This window comes from Jeotgalibaca ciconiae (genome assembly GCF_003955755.1).
In the GTDB taxonomy this organism is placed as follows: Bacteria; Bacillota; Bacilli; order Lactobacillales; family Aerococcaceae; genus Jeotgalibaca; species Jeotgalibaca ciconiae.
Genome location: NZ_CP034465.1, coordinates 482,784 through 501,652, shown reverse-complemented (window position 1 = coordinate 501,652; position 18,869 = coordinate 482,784). Strand labels below are relative to the sequence as shown.

Genomic DNA, 18,869 nt, shown 5'->3' with positions numbered 1-18,869 from the left:
CTTAGTCGGAGAGGGTATATTTCTCCGACTTTTTTGTGTTCCTATTTCGTCTTCGACTATAGCTCTGGTTACGTTTTCCGAATTGGTCTAGGAAGACAGCGGGTAAACTGGTGCAAAATTCTATTTAGAATCAGTATAATAACTTTTATTATTATTCGTTTATAGGCATAAAATTACTCTTTGAGGTTACCTTACTTTCGTAATAATGAACTTCTCACTATTTCATGCTTTCTTTTAAAAATAAAGATTGTCCCAGTTAAAAGTCACAAAAAAAGTAAAAAAGATGATAATAAAGTGCTTTCATTCTAGAGGAGATGTGTTAAAATAATCAATGATTACCACTTGAGGAAACCTATTTGTTTTTTGTTTATATTTTGTTATCATGTTAAGAAAATATTAAGGTGGTGGAATGAATGATAAAAATTAAGTTGAACTATGAAGAAAAGTTGACACCTTTAAATGATCTATATGGATTATTTTTTGAAGATCTGAATCATGCTGCTGATGGTGGTTTGTACGCAGAGATGATCCATAATCGTTCTTTTGAATTTTGTAAGTTTGACAATCCTACATATCATTCGTTATATGCGTGGGAAGATGTCAAGGGAGAAGACATACAAGAGCGGAGCGTTGAATTGCGTATTCTTTCAGATGACCCACTACACCCGAAAAATTCAAAATATTTAAAAATCAATAGTTTGAATGAAATAATTATTCGCAACCGTGGATATAACAAAGGATTGTATTTGCAAGAAGGAGAAGTCTATCGTGTTTCTTTTTTTGCAAAACCGGATTTTAAAGGACAAAAAGTAACGCTTCAGTTAGAAGATGTATCAGGTCAAGTATATAGTGAGACAACCGTGAAAATCACAGAAGAAGGTTGGACAAATTACCAAGTTGAAATGATTCCCACACAAACCGTTGTAGAAGGAAGATTAGCTTTAATTTTCCCTCCAGTGACGGATTTAGCTATTGATATGATTTCTGTCTTTCCAAAAGCTACTTTTAAAGGAAGAAAGAACGGTTGTCGCAAAGATTTAGCGGAAAAATTAGCAGCAATGAAACCAAAATTCATGCGTTTTCCTGGTGGTTGTCTCGTGCATGATGGCAGCCTGAGTAGTGACGACCATGATTCTATGTATCGTTGGAAAAATACGATTGGCTCGGTAGAAGAGCGGCCGACGAAACGAACTGCTTGGGGGTACAATCAATCTTTAGGATTAGGTTTTTTTGAGTATTTTCAATTATGTGAAGACTTGGAAGCAAAACCAATTCCTGTTCTTCCAGCAGGATGGGATCCCCATCATCAACGAGGGGTCCCTTTTGATGAACTAGGTCCATGGGTTCAAGATGCCTTGGATTTAATTGAATTCGCCAACGGAGATGTGACCTCTACTTGGGGGAAAGTTCGTGCTGAAATGGGACACCCAGAATCATTCAAATTAGAATATTTAGGAATTGGTAATGAAGAAGTGGGACAAGAATTCTTTGATCGCTATGTTTATTTTCACCAAGCGATTCGCGAAGCGTATCCTAATATTAAATTGATTAACTCATCAGGTCCATTTTCTGCGGGTAGTGAATACGACCGAGGATGGGATAGCGCTCGTAAACAACAATCGGATATTATAGATGAGCATTATTATGCTTCACCAGAATGGTTCTTAGCGAATCATCATCGCTACGACAGCTTTAATCCAAAAGGCCCAAAAGTATTCCTAGGAGAGTATGCTGCAAAAGGAAATCAATGGTGGAATGCTTTAGCCGAAGCAAGCTATATGATTGGCTTAGAACGAAATGCAGACAAAGTAGCTTTAGCCTGCTATGCACCATTATTCGCTAACATAGACTATGTGAATTGGGCACCAGATTTAATTTGGTTTGACCAAGAAAAAGTTTATGGCTCAATCAATTACGAAGTTCAAAAATTATTCATGACCCAACAAGGCACCTATAATGTTTCTTTTGAAATTGAAGAAATGCCTGATTCAGTAATCTTGGAGGATAATCCCATCATTGGAGAGTTTGGTCTTAGCGGAGATTGGGCAGATATTACCATTGAATCCTTAACGGTGACTGACAAAGAGACAGGTGAATCTATTTACTACGACACACAATCAATTAAAGACAATCAACAAAAAATATTAGGAACGATTAACAGTAAGCACTATACGATTACCTTTGACTTTACTAAAACAGGTGGAAAGTGGGATAAAGGATTTAAATTCTTGTTTGGTCGGAAAGATGATCAAAATCAATATGGTTGGAGCTTAGGTGGATGGCAAAATCAAGACTGTTTGATCAGTAATCATAAAAATGGTTCTGATAGTGTATTGACGCAATCTATTTGGAAAGTAGAAACCAACAAGAAATATTTTTGTTGTCTTGAAGTGGAAAATCGTCAGATTGTTACAACAATAAACGGAGAAATCTTTAATGAAACAGAAGATCTGCCACTAGTCATTAAACCAGCTTATATCAATTCAGTTTATGATCAAGAAAAAGATGTTTATCGATTAAAAATTGTGAATGTGAGAGAAGAATCTTTCTTGTTTGAATTGGATAATTCGTGGGAAAGGATTGATTTAACGCAGTTATCAGCAGCATTAGATGCAGAAAATTCTTTAGAAGATCCGCAGCAAGTAATAATTACAAAAGAAAGTATAAAAGAGAATCGAAAAGAATTTAAGGTTGAACCTTATAGTGTGCTATTTTTAGAAATAAAAATATAAAAGATGAATTTAGTCGGAAAGGGAAACTAATGGGAAAATTTTTATTTGTACATTTTACTGGTGAGCATGAAAACGGTGAGCAAGTTTATTTCTCAGTAAGTGAAGATGGCTGCAATTTTAATGATTTAAATGAAGGATTCTCAGTACTGACTTCTACAGTCGGAAATGAAGGTGTGCGTGATCCATTTTTAATTCGTGATGAAAAAAATGAAAAATTTTATTTAATTGCGACAGATTTGCGTATTGGAAAAGGCGAAGGGTGGAAAGTTGCTCAAGAAAAAGGTAGCTTGAGTATTGTTGTATGGGAGTCAAAGGATTTAATTTATTGGAGTGAACCTCGACTTGTCCCAGTTCCGCTATCAAAAGCGGGGAATGTTTGGGCGCCAGAAGCAGTCTACGATCAAGAAAAAGATGAATACCTTGTTTTTTGGGCATCTAAAATAAATGGTAAACATAAAATGTATGCAGCTTATACAAAAGATTTTATAAATTTAGGAGAACCTTTTGAGTTTTTAGAAAAAGAAAATGATGTGATCGATAGTACGATTATTGAGAGGGATGGAGTTTATTATCGATTTACAAAAGATGAAACTATAAGTCGCATTATTATGGAGAAAGCTAACTCTTTGACAGGGGATTATGAATTAGTTCATTCTCCGATTCTTGCTTCGCTTAGCGGTGTAGAAGGACCTGAAATATACGAAGTCAATGAAAATAGATGGCATTTGATCGTCGATCGCTTTGCCGAAGACTTAGGATATGCGATTTTAGTGACAGACGATTTAGGAAAAACAGATTTTACAATTATGGCTGAAGAAGACTACGATTTTGGGAAGAATTTAAAGCGTCACGGAGGCGTATTACCAATCACGGATGAAGAATATCAACGTTTATTAAAATATTATCATCAAAAAAACCCAGTACTTGAAGGTCTGTGGGCAGATCCTGATTTAGTCAGATTTGGAGAAGACTACTATATTTACCCTACTACCGATGGCATTAAAGGGTGGGGAGGAAGTGCCTTTTCAGTTTTTAAATCAAAAAAACTGCGAGATTTTACCCGCCAAAATGTGATTGTTGATCTTACAACAGAACAGGTTCCGTGGGCAGTTGGGAACGCTTGGGCCCCATGCATCGCAGAAAAGAACGGTAAATATTATTACTATTTCTGCGGCAAACGGTCAGATGGACAGTCTTGTATAGGAGTAGCTGTAAGTGATAATCCGACAGGACCATTTAAATCGTCAGAGGAACCGTTATTGACACCAGAATTAATCAAAGCCGAGAACTTGCGAATGGATCAAATGATTGATCCAAGCATTTATCAAGAGGAAGGTAGAGATTATTTACTGTTTGGTAATGGAGATAGTGGAGCGATTGTTGAATTGAATGAAGATATGATAAGTTATAAAGAAGGCACCGTGAAAGAATATCAGGGGTTGGTTGACTTTCGTGAAGCTGTGGAAGTCTTTAAACGGGGAGGATTGTATCATTTTACATGGTCTTGCGATGATACGGGAAGTGAAAATTACCATATCAATTATGGGATATCAAAAAGTTTATTTGGACCAGTCGAATATTTGTATCCAGTATTAGAAAAATATTCTGAAAGAAATATATTAGGGACTGGCCATCATAGTATTTTTAAAGAAACCGAAGAAGATAGCTATTATATCGCATACCATCGTTTCGGAACACCTTTGGAAAATTATCCTGAAGGAGAGAAAGGATACAATCGAGAAACATGCATTTCACCCGTTGATTTCGATGAAGAAGGGTTGATGAGAAGAGTCATTGTTTGATACATGAAAGTGGAAGAGAGTGGGAAAAAAGGTGTTTAGCCCCGAATCACTGGAGCGAATAAGCGCAGGATGGTTGCAAACCATCTGAGCATTATTCGTGAAGTGGACGTCGGGGCTGCCTTTTTGAGCACGTTTACGCTGCATCATTCGGGTATAGTCAAGGGGCTGGAGTTTCTTCCCAATCCCTTCACTTTATCACTGGGTGAGTACATGTTTGTTAGCAGCGAGTGAAATTAACAAATGGCAACAAAAGGAGAGAGAAAATAATGAACCGTAAAGAGTGGTTAGAAGTATTAAACAAAATTGCCACGCCAGTATTAACTTCTTTAAGTGAGGGACGGCTGCATCAAGAATTACCAACCACTTTTCATCCTGAACGCAAAAAGTATGGCATGTTGGAAGCTTTTGGACGAACAATTGCTGGATTAGCACCTTGGATCGAATTAACGGATATAACTGATTCAGAAGAAAAGAAATTACAGGAACATTACCGTCATATGATTACTCAATCTTTTGAGCATGCGACAGATCCAAAATCTCCAGACTATATGATTTTTTCCGAACAAGGGCAACCTTTAGTAGATGCAGCTTTTATGGCACATTTTATTGTAAGGGCACCTAACTTTTCAAGGGAGAGACTTCAAGATGAAGTTTTAGAAAATGTGATTAAAGCATTAAAGAAAACTAGAAAGATAATCCCGCCAAATATGAATTGGAATTTGTTTTCAGCGATGGTGGAAGGAGCGCTTGCTGTTTTAGGAGCAGAATATGATATTCTGCGGGTTATTTATGCAATTCGGTTATTAGATGATTGGTATTTAGGTGATGGGGTTTATGGAGACGGACCTATTTTTCATTGGGATTATTATAATAGCTTTGTAATGCAGCCGATGGCGATTGATTTATTGGATTTTTTTGTAGAGGAAAGCATGGAGTTGGAAAAATATCGAGAAAAGATGTTACCTCGATTTATTCGTTATGCAGCTATTCAAGAACGTTTGATTGCACCAGATGGCTCATATCCAATTATCGGACGCTCAATTGTTTATAGATTTGGTGCGTTCCAAGCATTATCGCAAGCCGCTTCACAAGAACGGCTACCAGCAGAAGTATCTAGCGCCCAAGTAAGATCTGCCTTATCTGCTGTCATTAAGAAAGTTATGAGCTCACCACATACATTTACTGATAATGGTTGGCTGCAACCTGGTGTTTATGGATACCAACCTGAATTAGCGGAATCATATATTGGCGTAGGAAGCCTATACCTAGCCTTAGCAGTTTTCCTGCCTTTAGGTCTTCCGGAATCACATCCATTTTGGGTAGATACTGCCAAAGAATGGACTTCTAGAAAAGTGTGGTCAGGACAATCATCACCGATTGATTATAGTATTCATCACTAAAGCACATATATTGATTATTGATACAGGTATTCAATTTGAAGTTTTTAGGTATATGATTTCCTTCAAGAGATATTTTTATTTACTTTGAATAGAAAAATTAGAAGATAAAGAATGTTTCATTTTTAATAAAAAATAGTTTAAAACTTATCTTGTTATCTATACACTAGACTTTTGCGTCCCTCTCTCATTTAGTTTTTGTTTTTATATAACTAAATAGTAAGATATCTTTCAAAAAATAGTTATATAATTAGCAAATAGCATAAATAGATTTCTTGACATTTTTAGCGAAGAAGGATATAAAGAAAGAAAAAGACCTAGAAATAATTTAGGTATACAAAGGAGTCAGTGTATAATGAGAGTTCCATTATCAGAAGAATCGCTACCTGTTTTTGAAGCTATTTCAAGCTCTACAAGAATTGCTATTATTAATTTACTTTCAAAAAAACGTATGAATGTTAAAGAATTAGCGGAAGCATTGAATTTAAGTAATCCAGTTACTGCGAAACATGTGAATATTCTTGAAAAAGCAGGAATTATCAAGACAGAGCGTATTCCTGGGAAAGCGGGGATGCAAAAACAATCGATTTTGAAGGTCGATTTAATTGAGATAAATTTCCCTGAAAAAGTTTATCCTGCTTATGAGTTTTATGATGTTTCGGTTCCAATTGGACAATATGTTGATTTTTATGTCGAACCTACCTGTGGGTTAGCAAGCATAACTGAACAAATTGGTGATTATGATGAGCCGAAATACTTTGCAGATCCTAGAAGATCTGAAGCATCAATTTTATGGTTTACTAAGGGCTTTGTGGAGTACAAAGTGATAAATCCATTAGGAAATATGGATCGCTTGCAAATGATTGAAATAACTATGGAATTGTCTTCTGAGTTTCCAACGGGTAATAATAATTGGCCATCTGATATTACATTCACTTTAAATGGGATGGAAATTGGAACATGGCTATCGTTAGGAGACTATGTAGATGTTAAAGGGAAATTAAATCCTGACTGGTGGCAATCTACGATGAATCAATATGGAGCAGAAGTGAAAATTCGTATCACGAATCACGGAGTTTGGATCAATGGGAAACAAACTCTTTGGGCTCGTATGAAAGAATTAAGTTTGGATAAAACCATGTATAATTTTAAAATAGAAGTAAAAGAAGAAGCGGAACATGTAGGTGGATGTACGATTTTTGGAGATAAATTTGGGAATCATCCAACAAATATCGATTTTAAATTTTACTACAGTGAAAAAAGTAACCTTGAAGATGATATGCTTCTTCCAGAATTACCAGTTGAATCTGTGTAATTTTTGGTGGAATAGGACTAAAGTCGTTTAGATTCGAAACTTCTATTGCATATCATATCCTTAATTAAGAATTAGAAATGGAGACTGACCTTTTAGGTCAGTCTCTTTTAGTTATCATTTAAGGTAATTATTATTTGTTTATAATATCAAAGTAATAAAGATAAGAATTTATAAACCGTTTACAACTGAAGTTTATATTAGTATAATAACGTAAAAGTTCTCATTAGGATAATCTTTTATGATTTAAATAGGTAAATGTTATTCTGATGAATAATATATAAGTATAAAGAATGGGAGGGAAGGTAAATGAAACAAGTTGCTCCTTATACAAAGAAAGCGAAAGGATATTTATGGGCTTATTTTACGGGAGAAGGAAAGGGAGCTGAAGCAATCAGTCTTTCTCTATCCAAAGGAAATGATGCATTGAATTGGTATACATTAAATGAGGGTAAAGCAATTATTTATTCCAAAGAAGGAGAGAAAGGGTTAAGAGATCCTTTCATATTGCGATCTCACGATAATAAGAAATTTTATTTGCTTGCGACAGATTTGAAAATATATCAAAGACCAAATAGTAGTTTTGAGACTGCACAAGTGAATGGATCACGTTATATTGAAATTTTTGAGTCGAAGGATCTAATCCATTGGTCGGAACAACGCCACGTACTTGTATCTAGTAAATATGTAGGTAATACGTGGGCACCTAAAGCCTTTTGGGATAGTGTCTCAAATCAATATCTTGTCTTTTGGGCTTCGAATTTATACGACGAAGAAAATCCAGTCCTGCGAAATGAAGTGAATTATAACCGACTGATTTATGTGACAACGAAAGATTTTCAAACATTCAGCGAACCTAAAATTTGGGTTGACGTTAATTTAGGGAAAGGCCATGGGACGATTGATGCATCGGTTGTTAAAGAAGGCGATTGGTATTATCGATTTATGAAAGAAGAAGAAACAATGACAATTCGTTTAGATCGAACGAAAAATATATTCGCATCTGTTATTGGAGAGAGTTATGCTGCGAAAGACGCATCAGAAAATGAATGGTGTACGCTTGGTGAAAAAATTGCAGTAGGATTACCTAATGGTGAAGGAAAATTATTTACTTCCGGTGAAGGGGCGTGTGTTTTTTATGCGAATGAAGAGGATGTTAATGGGCATCGGTGGTTCTTATTTATTGATCAACCGTCTTATCATGGTGGGCCAGATCATTATATTGGATTTGCTTCAAAAAATATCGAAGCTTCCAATAGTTGGATACCAGTCTCGGACAAATTAAGGAATGGGTTACCTCAAAACAGTAAAGGTGAGAAACCACGACATGGTTCGATCATTTCGTTAACAGAGGAAGAGTATCAACGAGTATATCAAAACTATAACGTATCAAAATCATGGAGGGAAGAAAATGAAGATTGATTTTACAAAGTCGAAAGCAAGAGAAGCAGAGATATTGAATGTTACTTCTAAGCTTATAGAGAGTCTTCTTAGTAAATCAGGAGGTGGTATTACATTAGAAGGTCTTAAAGAAGCTCATAAGAGATATCTGATAGGATATATTGAAGTGTTAGAGGACCATGCAGTAGCATTGATGTTGAGGTTTTATTTGCCTAATGAATCCAAAGAACGCCTCACGATGCGATTTGGATTGTTGCCTAAAGTCAAAACATTGGTTTGTTTTGATCTAGACTTGTTGGATGCTCGAACGATTTATACTAATCGAACTCCTGGTCTATTGAAATTAGTGGTACATGGAAATAGAACGAATTTACAAGAAGTAGACCGAGTTGAATTGGGAATGGAAAAGGCTTTCCATGATATCAAAGTTCGTTTCGAAGATTTCTATTTGTCGGATACCAAGCCAGAAGATTATCCTTTACCGGATTTAAAATTAGTCGATGAGTTTGGGCAGTGGAAACCTAAAGAATGGTTTGGAAAAATTCATTCCTTTAACGAATTAGAAGTGAATATGAAAGCACAAGAAGGAGCAGGAGCTTATCCATTTCCTGCTTGGAATCGCTGGGGAGGGGATAGTAGTCGTAAATTAAAGGAAGGGACAGGATACTTTTCTCGAATAAAGACAGATGACGGGCGCTGGCATTTAGTAGATCCAGAGGGATATGAATATTTCTCTTTGGGTCCTTGTGGGATTCGTCCGGGAGATACTTATCGAATTGATCATTTAGAAAAATTTTGTGATTGGTTGCCTGATGAAGAAGACGAAGAATTTGGTCAATTTTATTCAAAGGGACGAATACAACGCACTCCTTATATGGAAGCGGAAGAATTTAAAAACTTCAATTTTCTTCAATCTAATATGTATCAGGTGTATGGAGAAAACTGGTATGAAAAATGGAAAGAGATTTCTTATCACATTTTGATGAGTAATGGAATCAACACACAAGGGAATTTCCCCAATCTTGATGTGAACAATGAAAAGAGCAAATTGCCTTATGTTCGAGAAATGTCTGAATTCCCGTTAACTGATACCTTGATTTTTAGAGATTTTCCGGACGTACTGTCGCCAGAATATAAAGAAAAGAGCGAAGTATTCGCTCAACAGTTAGCTGAATGGAGAACAGATAATTGGTTGATTGGCTATTTTTTACGAAATGAACCAGAATTTAATTTTGTTCCGAATCTGTGTATCGCTAATGAAGTACTGCATTATCCAGGCGATACATACTGTCGTCAAGGTTTAATAACTTTTCTAAAGGAACGCTATCAGACAATTGATAATTTAAACAAGAGCTGGAACAGTGAATTTTCTGTTTTTAAAGATTTGCAAAAAAGTATTGAAGATTGTCTGACCCGTTATCCTTCTTCTGAATCTGATTTACGAGAATACTCAACTTTTCTGATTCGCGAATATATCAAGGTTCCATCACTTGCTTGTCGTCAGGTTGATGAGAATCATTTGAATCTAGGGCTTCGCTGGTCAGAAGCTAAAAATCGAGATATGATGGTTGGTTGGGAATATTTCGATGTCTTTTCTTTGAACTGTTATGCTTTTGATCCGACATCCGAAATGGATTTTGTTAAGGAATCCGGGGTTGATTTACCGATTATGATTGGGGAGTTTCATGGAGGAGCACTGGATCGAGGTCTGCCTGCTACGGGTTTAAAAGGTGTAAAAAACCAAATGGAACGAGGGGTATTATGGCGGTTGTATGTTGAAAAAGTTGCTGCTCACCCATACGGTGTTGGTGCCCATTGGTTCCAATATAACGATCAGTTTTGTCTGGGGAGATTTGATGGGGAAAATTATCAAATTGGGATGATTGATGTTTGTATGCAGCCGCATGAAACATTATTTAAGGAAGTTAGGAAAACTTCCGAAATTCTATATCAAGTGAAAAATGGAGAGGTGGAAGCATTCGATCAAATGCCTCAAATAATCCCAATGATTGGTTATTAATGATTTAATGCAATCGTTTTCTTCTGTCTAGGAGAATCGATTGTTTTTCTACTAATGATAAAAATAATTGATTAAATAAATTTATAATGTGTTTAATTACCTTGTTTGCAATGTTGTTATTTTAATTACAATACATCCATAAATATAAGGGTAAGCTCTATGTCTATGATGAAGCTTTCGATGAACGTAAAAAACTCTTAAAAGAAATGGTGGCAAGGTCATAATGAATATCCCCAAAACATGAAGAGGATGTAGGATTTTCTCCTGATTGGCATAAAATAGGTTCAGGAAATGTGATTGATACGAAATCGACTAGATCCGCGTTGGTATCAACAATTGCAAAAAAACTAATTGAGATTGCCCAAGCAAAGGATTCTTCACACCCTTTTACATTGACCGCAATATTTCCAGAGGTATCTATTCATACAGGGGTATTAAATCATTTGGACTTGATTCGCTATAATTCCAAGCAACATCTTAAAAGCCAATTGCTAAAACGGTTTGAAAATTATATTGAGGAAGATAATAAAACTGGAAAAAATTATCACGGAATTAAATTAGATGAAAAGCGACTATTTCTATTCTGTTAATATTTTCCAACTAATAAATCAAAAGTCAAAAAAATACTATGTTATTGTAAGGTGAAAATTTAACCAACAAAAAAGCCTATTCGTTTCCTTTGTTGATTACTAAAGACAGATAAATATTATTAATTTATCATTTGCGTTAATTATTACGTTGACAATTTATATTTCGTTTTGATATTATATAATCAATAATGAAGAAACAATTTAAAGCATGCAAAGAGTCTCTGAAAAAGTAAAGCAAATTTAAAAATTTCAGCATGTCAGAGAGGGAAGTAATGTAACCGTATACAAAGTAGGCTTGAACCAATATTTTTTAGGTAGAGGAATTAAATTTCGGATGGAAAGGAAGAGAAGCTATGGAGAAGATTGCAAGAGAAAATACTTTTCCCAGTAAAAAGAAAAAAGAGAAATCAACCGAAAAGAAAGGCTTTTTTACCAAAGTTAAAGAAAGTCGAACACTGATAATTATGTGTTTGCCAGCAATCATTTTCTTTTTGGTATTTGCTTATGCACCAATGCCTGGTAACTATATCGCATTTACTAATTTTAATTTTCGTGATGGTATTTTTGGAAGTCCTTTCGTTGGAATGAAAAATTTTCAATTTTTGATTAAGTCCGGTCAGCTTTGGAATTTAACGCGCAATACCGTATTATACAACATTGCATTTATTGGTTTAGGAAATGTGCTACAAATTACTATTGCGCTAATGTTGAATGAGATTCATAACAAATATTTTAAAAAAGTATCGCAAACGTTGATGTTCTTACCATACTTTATTTCTGCTGTATTAATCGGAGCAATCGCATTTAACATTTTAAATTATGATACTGGAGTGCTAAATACGATTATTCGAGAATCTGGTGGTAATCCACTGAAAATTTACAGCATGGCAGGGGCTTGGCCATTTATTATTATCTTCAGTCAACTATGGCAATCTACAGGATACGGTTCAATTGTTTACTTCGCAGCAATTATGGGTATCGATAACAGTATGATTGAAGCTGCACAAGTTGATGGGGCAACTAGTTGGCAACGAATTCGGCACGTGATTTTGCCTAATCTGAAACCAACTTTCGTCATTTTATTCCTATTCTCTCTAGGGGGGATCATGAAAGGTAACTTTGGATTATTTTGGAATTTAATCGGTAACAATTCTCAGTTATATGCAACAACGGATATTATCGAAACGTCTGTTTATCGTATGATGATGTCTCAAAATAATTTCACTGCTTCCACAGCCGTGGGACTTTACCAGTCAATATTTGGTTTTGCATTGGTTATGTTAAGTAACTGGATAGTTCGTAAAATCAATAAAGATTACGCACTGTTTTAGGAGGTTATCAAAATGGAAAAAAAGAGAATTGGTAAGAAAGTAAAAATCGATACATCTGGTAAAGTTTTAAAAGTTATTTCTTATACATTGGTAATTGCCTTTACTATTTTGTGTGCACTTCCTTTTGTTTTGATTATTTCTGCATCTTTCAGTACAGAGGCGATTATTGCAAAAGAAGGTTTCGGATTACTACCTAAAGGATTTACTCTAGATGCCTATAGTTTCGTATTTCGTTTTCCTAAGATGATCTTAGGTTCATATGCAGTAACAATCGGTTTAACAACCGTTGGTACGATTATCGGTTTATTCATTATTTCGATGACTGGTTATGCTTTACAACGAAAAGATTTTCCTTTTAGAAATAGCCTTTCATTTTTTATCTACTTCACAACTTTATTCTCTGCAGGGATGGCACCAAGCTATATCTGGGTATCGCGCTATCTAGGTTTGAAAGGAAGCTATTTAGCGGTTTTACTTCAACTATTGATGTCGCCTTGGTTGATTATCTTGATGAAAAATTTTGCAAAATCTATTCCTTTTGAAATCGTTGAATCTGGAAAAATCGATGGTGCAGGAGATTTCAGGATCTTTTATCAGCTAGTTTTACCCATGTTAAAACCGGCATTAGCAACAGTAGGTCTTTTCCTAGCGTTAGGTTATTGGAATGAATGGTATTTATCTTCACTTTATTTAGGCTCATCAGTCACTTATAAGCCATTACAATATTATTTATACAATATTATCAATACAGCGAATGCACTGAGAAACTCTGTCGCAGGTGCCAATGTAACTGTGACGCAATTGCCTTCGAATACCTTGAAGATGGCAACCGCTGTTGTAGCTACAGGTCCAATCATTTTCTTATACCCATTTGTACAAAAATACTTTATCTCAGGTATTACAGTTGGGGCTGTTAAAGGTTAGGAAATTATGAAAAATCATATAATTTTAGGAGGGTAAAAAAATGAACAAGATGAATAAAAAGATTATAAGAAAAGCAGCAAGCGGTTTGATGCTAACGGGGTTGGCTACGGCAGTTTTAGCGGGCTGTTCTGGTGGTAGTAGTGCTGGAGAAGCAGGAAGCAACGACCGTACTGAAGAAATTACCATGCTCGTTCTAGGCGATAAACCTAATAATGGTAGGCTAGAAAGTATGCTGGAAGAGTTAAATGGTAAATTGGAAGAAAAAGTCAATGCAACATTAGATTTACACTATGTTGAATGGGCAGATTGGCAAACGCAATACAATGTGGAGTTGTTAAGCGGAGATGGTTCGATTGATTTAATTACAACAGCAACGGATTGGTTATATGGATGGGAAAATGCACAAAAAGGGGCATTCTTACCGTTAACAGAAGAAATGCTGAAGGAAAATGCGCCAAAAACTTGGGAGCAAGTTTCTGAGTTTGGAGATTGGGATTTAACTAAACTAGAAGATGGAAATATCTATTTTATTCCAGAGGATAATTATAAACAATACACGAATCATGGCTTCTTCTACCGGGGAGATTGGGCAACAGAAGCGGGACTTCCTAATGGTGAAATAACAAAATTTGATGATTTAACAGCTTATTTTGAATACGTATTAGAGAATAAAGATGGCGTAGTTCCTTGGGAAACGAATGCACCTGGGGCAGGAATTGATGCCTATGTTCGCGGAAACTATGACTATCGTAATCTTATCGGTATAAACGTTGGGAACTATGAAATGTGGCAGACAGAAGCGAGTGATCCTTACACGGTAACTTCTTACTTGATGGAAGGGAATTCATTAAAAGAAGCTGCCGAGGAAATTAAAAACTGGAATGATATGGGCGTATGGCGTGAAGATGTTTTGAATTTCACTGGTGATTCTCGTGAATTGTTCTATAGCGGACAAGCAGCTGTAGACCAACATCATACACAAACTTATATTGGCCAAATCGTTTATAATATGAATACAAAACAACCGGGTTCTGATCCAAAGATGTATGCCATCGGTCAAGAAAACAATAATATTGGTAAAGACTTGAAAACACATGGTGCTTTGGCGGTAAGTGCTTCTTCGAAAAATCCTGAAAAAGCCTTACAAGTGTACGATTTATTGCGTAATGATGAAGAGTGCTATCGTTTAATCAATTATGGAATTGAAGGGACAGATTATATCGTTACAGAAGATGGTAATCTTGATTACCCAGAAGGATATGATCCATCCACAGATAGTTTGGGTTCAAACTTCTGGGCAGGGCGTATGGATAACTTTGAATTAGACAAGACAACGGATGCACCAAATAAAGATGAAATCTATAGTGCCTTAGATGAATTTGCGTATGACTATCCTTTTGAAAACCTGATTTTTAACAAAGATGCAATCGAATCAAGTCAATCGGCGATGGCAAATGTATTATCGACATATATGCCTCAGTTACAAGCAGGTAAATTTGAAGATCCTTCTGCCGAAATTGATAAAATGCGTGAAGAATTGAAATCGGCAGGTTACGATGAAGTATTAACTTCTCTTCAAGCAGATATGGATACATTTGTTGAACAACATGACTTAAAATAAGATACAATTGGATGAGGTTGAAGATACTCCAACCTCATTTTCTTATTGATAGATTTTAAGGAGCAATGACAATGAAATTTTTTGATATAAACTCACCCTTGAATAAACTTTTAACAAATATTGCAGATTTAATGTTAGTAAATTTTCTGTTTATTCTATTTTCTTTGCCTATAGTAACATTTGGGGCGTCACTAACTGCCATGAATCATGTGACTTTGCAAATGTCTGAAGGAAAACAACTGTCTATTTTTAAAAGTTTTTTTGAGTCTTTTAAGGAGAATTTTAAACAGGCCACAGGATTATGGGCTATTGTTTTTGGAATGAATGCTGTTTTCTTTGCATGGTATATTGTCATTGAAAATATGATTGACACCAACATTGCTTCCATTTTACGTGCGTTCTTATATGTTTTTATTGTCATATTCTCAATGATCCTCATCTATTTGTTTTACTTGCAAGCTAAGTTTGAAAATACGATTGGAGAAACGATAAAGAATGCATTTCTTATGTCTATCAGACATCTTTTTACAACATTACTTTCTTTAGTGATTATCGGTGGAACAGTTATTGCCATCATGTTTTATCCACGTGTCACTGGGTATGGTTTACTTTTAGTGCTAGGTGGTTTTTCTTTAGTTTCTTATGGAATCAGCTTTTTGATGAAGCGTGTTTTCCGGCATTATATACAAACATGATACGCTTTAGCAAATGCTCGTAGTGTGCGTCCTTTTATACTCAGATGGTCTGTAACCATCTTGCGTTTATTCGCTCCAGTTGTCATTAGCACCTTAGGAGTTAGACGCCTTTTTCCACTCATTGAAAATGTCATAAAGAAGTCATTTAGTGATAGCATAATCAAAAAAGAAACGATTTATCCCTGTTAGATTGGGAGAATTCGTTTCTTTTTATTTGTTTTATTGAGTGTCAATCCCAAAAGGGGAATCTGAGGTGGTACTTTATCAACGGCCTCTAATTGGAAGAGAGTGCTTTTTTAAAAAAAGAGATTTGTTCTTCATGAGGAGCATTTATCGCCGTGGAAACCGTATAGTCGCTGAGAGGGCCGTCTAATGAGAAAACGTTTTGTTCGTCAATCATTTCATTCACTAATGAGGTCACCTTTTCGCTTGAGTCATTCGGTATAACAAAGAGATCTACTTCTTTTGCGACCATCTGTGCCATTAGAATTTGTTGTTGGTCCATATTATCTACTAGATAATTTTGGACGTCGATTAGGATTTCATCTTCTGAGCTTTCTTGGAGAAAGGTCGAAAGATGGTCGAGTGTTTCAATAGTGACAGGTTGATCACTAATAATGCGGACTGAAAGGTCTGGTTTTTGGGTTGCTAACATCGAAAATACGAAAATGAAAAGAATGACCAAGGTAAGTCCAAGACCAATTAACCATTCTTTGTATGCATACATTAGGTAGAGAATTTTCCCCTTTTTTGTAGTTTCTTTATCAAGATTTTCTTGGATAATGGGACGATGTTTCAATAGCTCTTCTCTCCTTCATGTTTGATGAATGATATACTCTCTTATCTTACCAAAGCGATCAAGGAAAGCAAATCCTTCTGTATAAATTAAAACAATTCTTATTACATATGCTAGAGAATTATTTACTATTGCGATAAAATGTACTGCTTTAACTAATGATATCTAAAATTCAATAATACGTTAGTCCTTCATTTGAATAAATTCCCAATAGTCTGATTTTTTTCTATACTGTCCTATATTTAAAGAATTATGCTCGATGTTGTATTTCTTTAATTTGTAATCTTGAGGACTTTTTCCAAAATATCGAGAAAAGGTAGTGCTGAAATGTTGACGACTATTGTAGCCAACTTGAAAAGCTATATCAGTAACAGAAAGTTCGCTATTAATCAACAAAAAAATGGCTTTCTCTAACCTTTTTCGATTAATATAGCTTGAAATAGTTTCATTTAAATGTTGTGAAAAGAGTAAATGTAAATAAGATTTATTGATCCCTACGTGTGTGGCAATAGTAGGGATGCGTAAATCCTCTTGTAAATGTCCATGGATGTAGCTTAAGGCTTTATTTAGATAAGGGCTAGATGGCACCTGCCTTTTTGAATAGAGAAAATGTCCCAATTCCAGCAAACACTGTTGAAAAAGGAGGGAAATCAAAAAAGCTTTTTCAGAGGAATATTCTTGCGATGGTGATTTCGCTAAATGGTGAATCAATTCTTCTAAAGGGCGCTTCAAATTTCGATTATCATAACCAAAAAGTATATCATTGGCTAGTTTTTCAGTTTGTCTTAATGATGTACTTTTTTGTCGTAGCTCACGTAAAGAAATCGTTCCAGTAGATGCTAGCACGAATTCAAGGTTTAATAAAGAGCAAGGGGTTTTAGTATCCACAAAAAGACGATGCGATGCATGTGAGTCTAAAAAAACAAATTCTCCTTCATGAAGTATCCGTAGCTCAGAGTTCGTTTCAACAGTACAACGTCCTTTTTTTACGTACATAATTTCACAGGATTCATGGTTATGTGTATTCATGTCAAAATGATTCAAGGTCAGCGCGTAGAAAGCTGTGATAGTCGCCATTTCTTTTGCTTGATCAAATAAGCTCATTATTTAAGTTCCTCTCTAAATCTAATTTCTTTTTATATTATATGACAATATCTTACATTAGGTCATCAGTTTTTTCCAAATGCTTCCGCTTTCTTTTGTGACTGGAGTTAAAATAAATGTAATCAATTAACAGGAGGGGTATCATGATGGAAAGGTAAAAACAATTGGTTTGTGTCATGGTGAGATTCACGGAGAGCTTCAAATTTCAGAAGTTTTGGAGATTTCTAGAGATGAATTGGATATTATTTGTACAGGTATCAACCATCAAATCTGGTATATCTTTGTGAGGAATCAAGGAAAAGAATGACTAGATAAAATATTACCTGCTTTCGAATCTCATAAGCGTTTTGTAAAGAAGAAAAAGTACGAATCGATATGCTAAAGCGATTTGGTTATTATTCTACAGAATCGAATGGGCATTTATCTGAATATGTTGTATGGTATCGGAAACGACCAAACGAAATCAAGCGGTGGATTGACACTGATAATTGGATCAATAGCGAAACAGGCGATTATTTACGAATAACAAGAGAAGAGGGAGACTGGTTCGAAACAGACTATCCTAGTCTTTTGAAAGAACCTTCAAAAAAATATGATAGATCAGAAAGCAGCTGAGAACACTGTTCTTATATTATAGAATCTTTAGAAACTGGAAAAATATATAGAGGTCATTTTAATGTAATGAATAGCAATACGATAACTAACCTTACTGAAGAATCAGTAGTGGAGGTTCCATGTTATATGGATGGTAATGGTTTGAGTATACCTTGTATTGGAGAGTTACCGTTAGGTCCCGCCGCAGTTTGCTCCCAGTCGATTTGGGTTCAACGTTTGGCAGTGGAGGCAGTAGTCAGTGGAGATGAAAAATTATTGAAACAAGCAGTCCTATTGGATCCATTGACTGGTGCTGTATGTAATCCTCCAGAAATTTGGCAAATGGTAGATGAAAAGCTGGTCGCGCAAGAAAAATGGTTTTCTCAATACCACGCTAGCGATGTTGATGCAAAATTTCGCTAAAGCAGTGAGAACTTGATTCCTACTGATGAAGGTTATCGAGGAGCTGTACGAAAGGACATAAAAACACCGAAAGAAGTGCAAGAAGATCGAGATAATTGAAAATTAACTGTATAGAAAGAGGAATAGA

At 35.4% G+C, this 18,869-nt stretch carries 13 protein-coding genes and 1 pseudogene; 12 read left to right on the top strand and 2 right to left on the bottom strand.

From position 1 onward, the window contains the following. Positions 1 to 413: 413 nt before the first annotated feature. The 11 genes from EJN90_RS02285 to EJN90_RS02235 all read left to right on the top strand — a co-directional run bounded on the left by EJN90_RS02285 (position 414) and on the right by EJN90_RS02235 (position 15,825). Complete coding sequence (locus EJN90_RS02285) at positions 414 to 2,732, top strand: alpha-L-arabinofuranosidase C-terminal domain-containing protein (protein WP_126108681.1); 2,319 nt, start codon at positions 414 to 416, stop codon at positions 2,730 to 2,732. A 29-nt stretch (positions 2,733 to 2,761) separates the two neighbouring features. Further along, a complete protein-coding gene (locus EJN90_RS02280; RefSeq protein WP_126108680.1) occupies positions 2,762 to 4,534 on the top strand; it encodes a family 43 glycosylhydrolase in 1,773 nt (590 codons plus the stop codon). A 266-nt stretch (positions 4,535 to 4,800) separates the two neighbouring features. Continuing rightward, positions 4,801 to 5,934: a DUF2264 domain-containing protein gene (locus EJN90_RS02275; protein ID WP_126108679.1), complete on the top strand. Its 1,134-nt coding sequence runs from the start codon at positions 4,801 to 4,803 to the stop codon at positions 5,932 to 5,934. Between the two features lie 352 nt (positions 5,935 to 6,286). Next, complete coding sequence (locus EJN90_RS02270; protein ID WP_126108678.1) at positions 6,287 to 7,246, top strand: ArsR/SmtB family transcription factor; 960 nt, start codon at positions 6,287 to 6,289, stop codon at positions 7,244 to 7,246. 306 nt (positions 7,247 to 7,552) lie between these two features. Then, positions 7,553 to 8,665, top strand: a complete 1,113-nt coding sequence (locus tag EJN90_RS02265; protein WP_126108677.1) for a glycoside hydrolase family 43 protein — start codon at positions 7,553 to 7,555, stop codon at positions 8,663 to 8,665. Continuing rightward, the gene (locus tag EJN90_RS02260; RefSeq protein WP_126108676.1) at positions 8,655 to 10,664 is read left to right on the top strand and encodes a hypothetical protein; all 2,010 of its coding nucleotides are present in this window, start codon (positions 8,655 to 8,657) and stop codon (positions 10,662 to 10,664) included. Before EJN90_RS02265 ends, EJN90_RS02260 begins: the two co-directional genes overlap by 11 nt. A 293-nt stretch (positions 10,665 to 10,957) precedes the next feature. Continuing rightward, positions 10,958 to 11,254, top strand: a complete 297-nt coding sequence (locus EJN90_RS02255) for a hypothetical protein (protein WP_126108675.1) — start codon at positions 10,958 to 10,960, stop codon at positions 11,252 to 11,254. Positions 11,255 to 11,607: 353 nt separating this feature from the next. After that, positions 11,608 to 12,585 carry an ABC transporter permease gene (locus tag EJN90_RS02250; RefSeq protein WP_126108674.1) on the top strand — a complete coding sequence of 326 codons (978 nt, stop codon included), beginning with the start codon at positions 11,608 to 11,610 and terminating at the stop codon, positions 12,583 to 12,585. Between the two features lie 12 nt (positions 12,586 to 12,597). Continuing rightward, positions 12,598 to 13,509, top strand: coding sequence for a carbohydrate ABC transporter permease (locus EJN90_RS02245; protein WP_126108673.1), 912 nt, complete (start codon positions 12,598 to 12,600; stop codon positions 13,507 to 13,509). A gap of 40 nt (positions 13,510 to 13,549) precedes the next feature. Then, positions 13,550 to 15,130 carry an extracellular solute-binding protein gene (locus EJN90_RS02240; RefSeq protein WP_126108672.1) on the top strand — a complete coding sequence of 527 codons (1,581 nt, stop codon included), beginning with the start codon at positions 13,550 to 13,552 and terminating at the stop codon, positions 15,128 to 15,130. Positions 15,131 to 15,201: 71 nt separating this feature from the next. Continuing rightward, positions 15,202 to 15,825, top strand: a complete 624-nt coding sequence (locus EJN90_RS02235; RefSeq protein ID WP_164543978.1) for a YesL family protein — start codon at positions 15,202 to 15,204, stop codon at positions 15,823 to 15,825. Between the two features lie 274 nt (positions 15,826 to 16,099). On the opposite strand, the gene EJN90_RS02230 is transcribed toward EJN90_RS02235, so the two are convergent. Together EJN90_RS02230 and EJN90_RS02225 are read right to left on the bottom strand one after the other, a co-directional pair. Next, positions 16,100 to 16,624 carry a hypothetical protein gene (locus EJN90_RS02230; protein WP_126108670.1) on the bottom strand — a complete coding sequence of 175 codons (525 nt, stop codon included), beginning with the start codon at positions 16,622 to 16,624 and terminating at the stop codon, positions 16,100 to 16,102. A 180-nt stretch (positions 16,625 to 16,804) separates the two neighbouring features. After that, a complete protein-coding gene (locus EJN90_RS02225) occupies positions 16,805 to 17,725 on the bottom strand; it encodes an AraC family transcriptional regulator (RefSeq protein WP_126108669.1) in 921 nt (306 codons plus the stop codon). Between the two features lie 366 nt (positions 17,726 to 18,091). Here EJN90_RS02225 and EJN90_RS02220 point away from each other — a divergent pair. Continuing rightward, positions 18,092 to 18,742: pseudogene (locus tag EJN90_RS02220) on the top strand (family 4 glycosyl hydrolase); the annotation flags it as partial. Between the last annotated feature and the right edge of the window lie 127 nt (positions 18,743 to 18,869).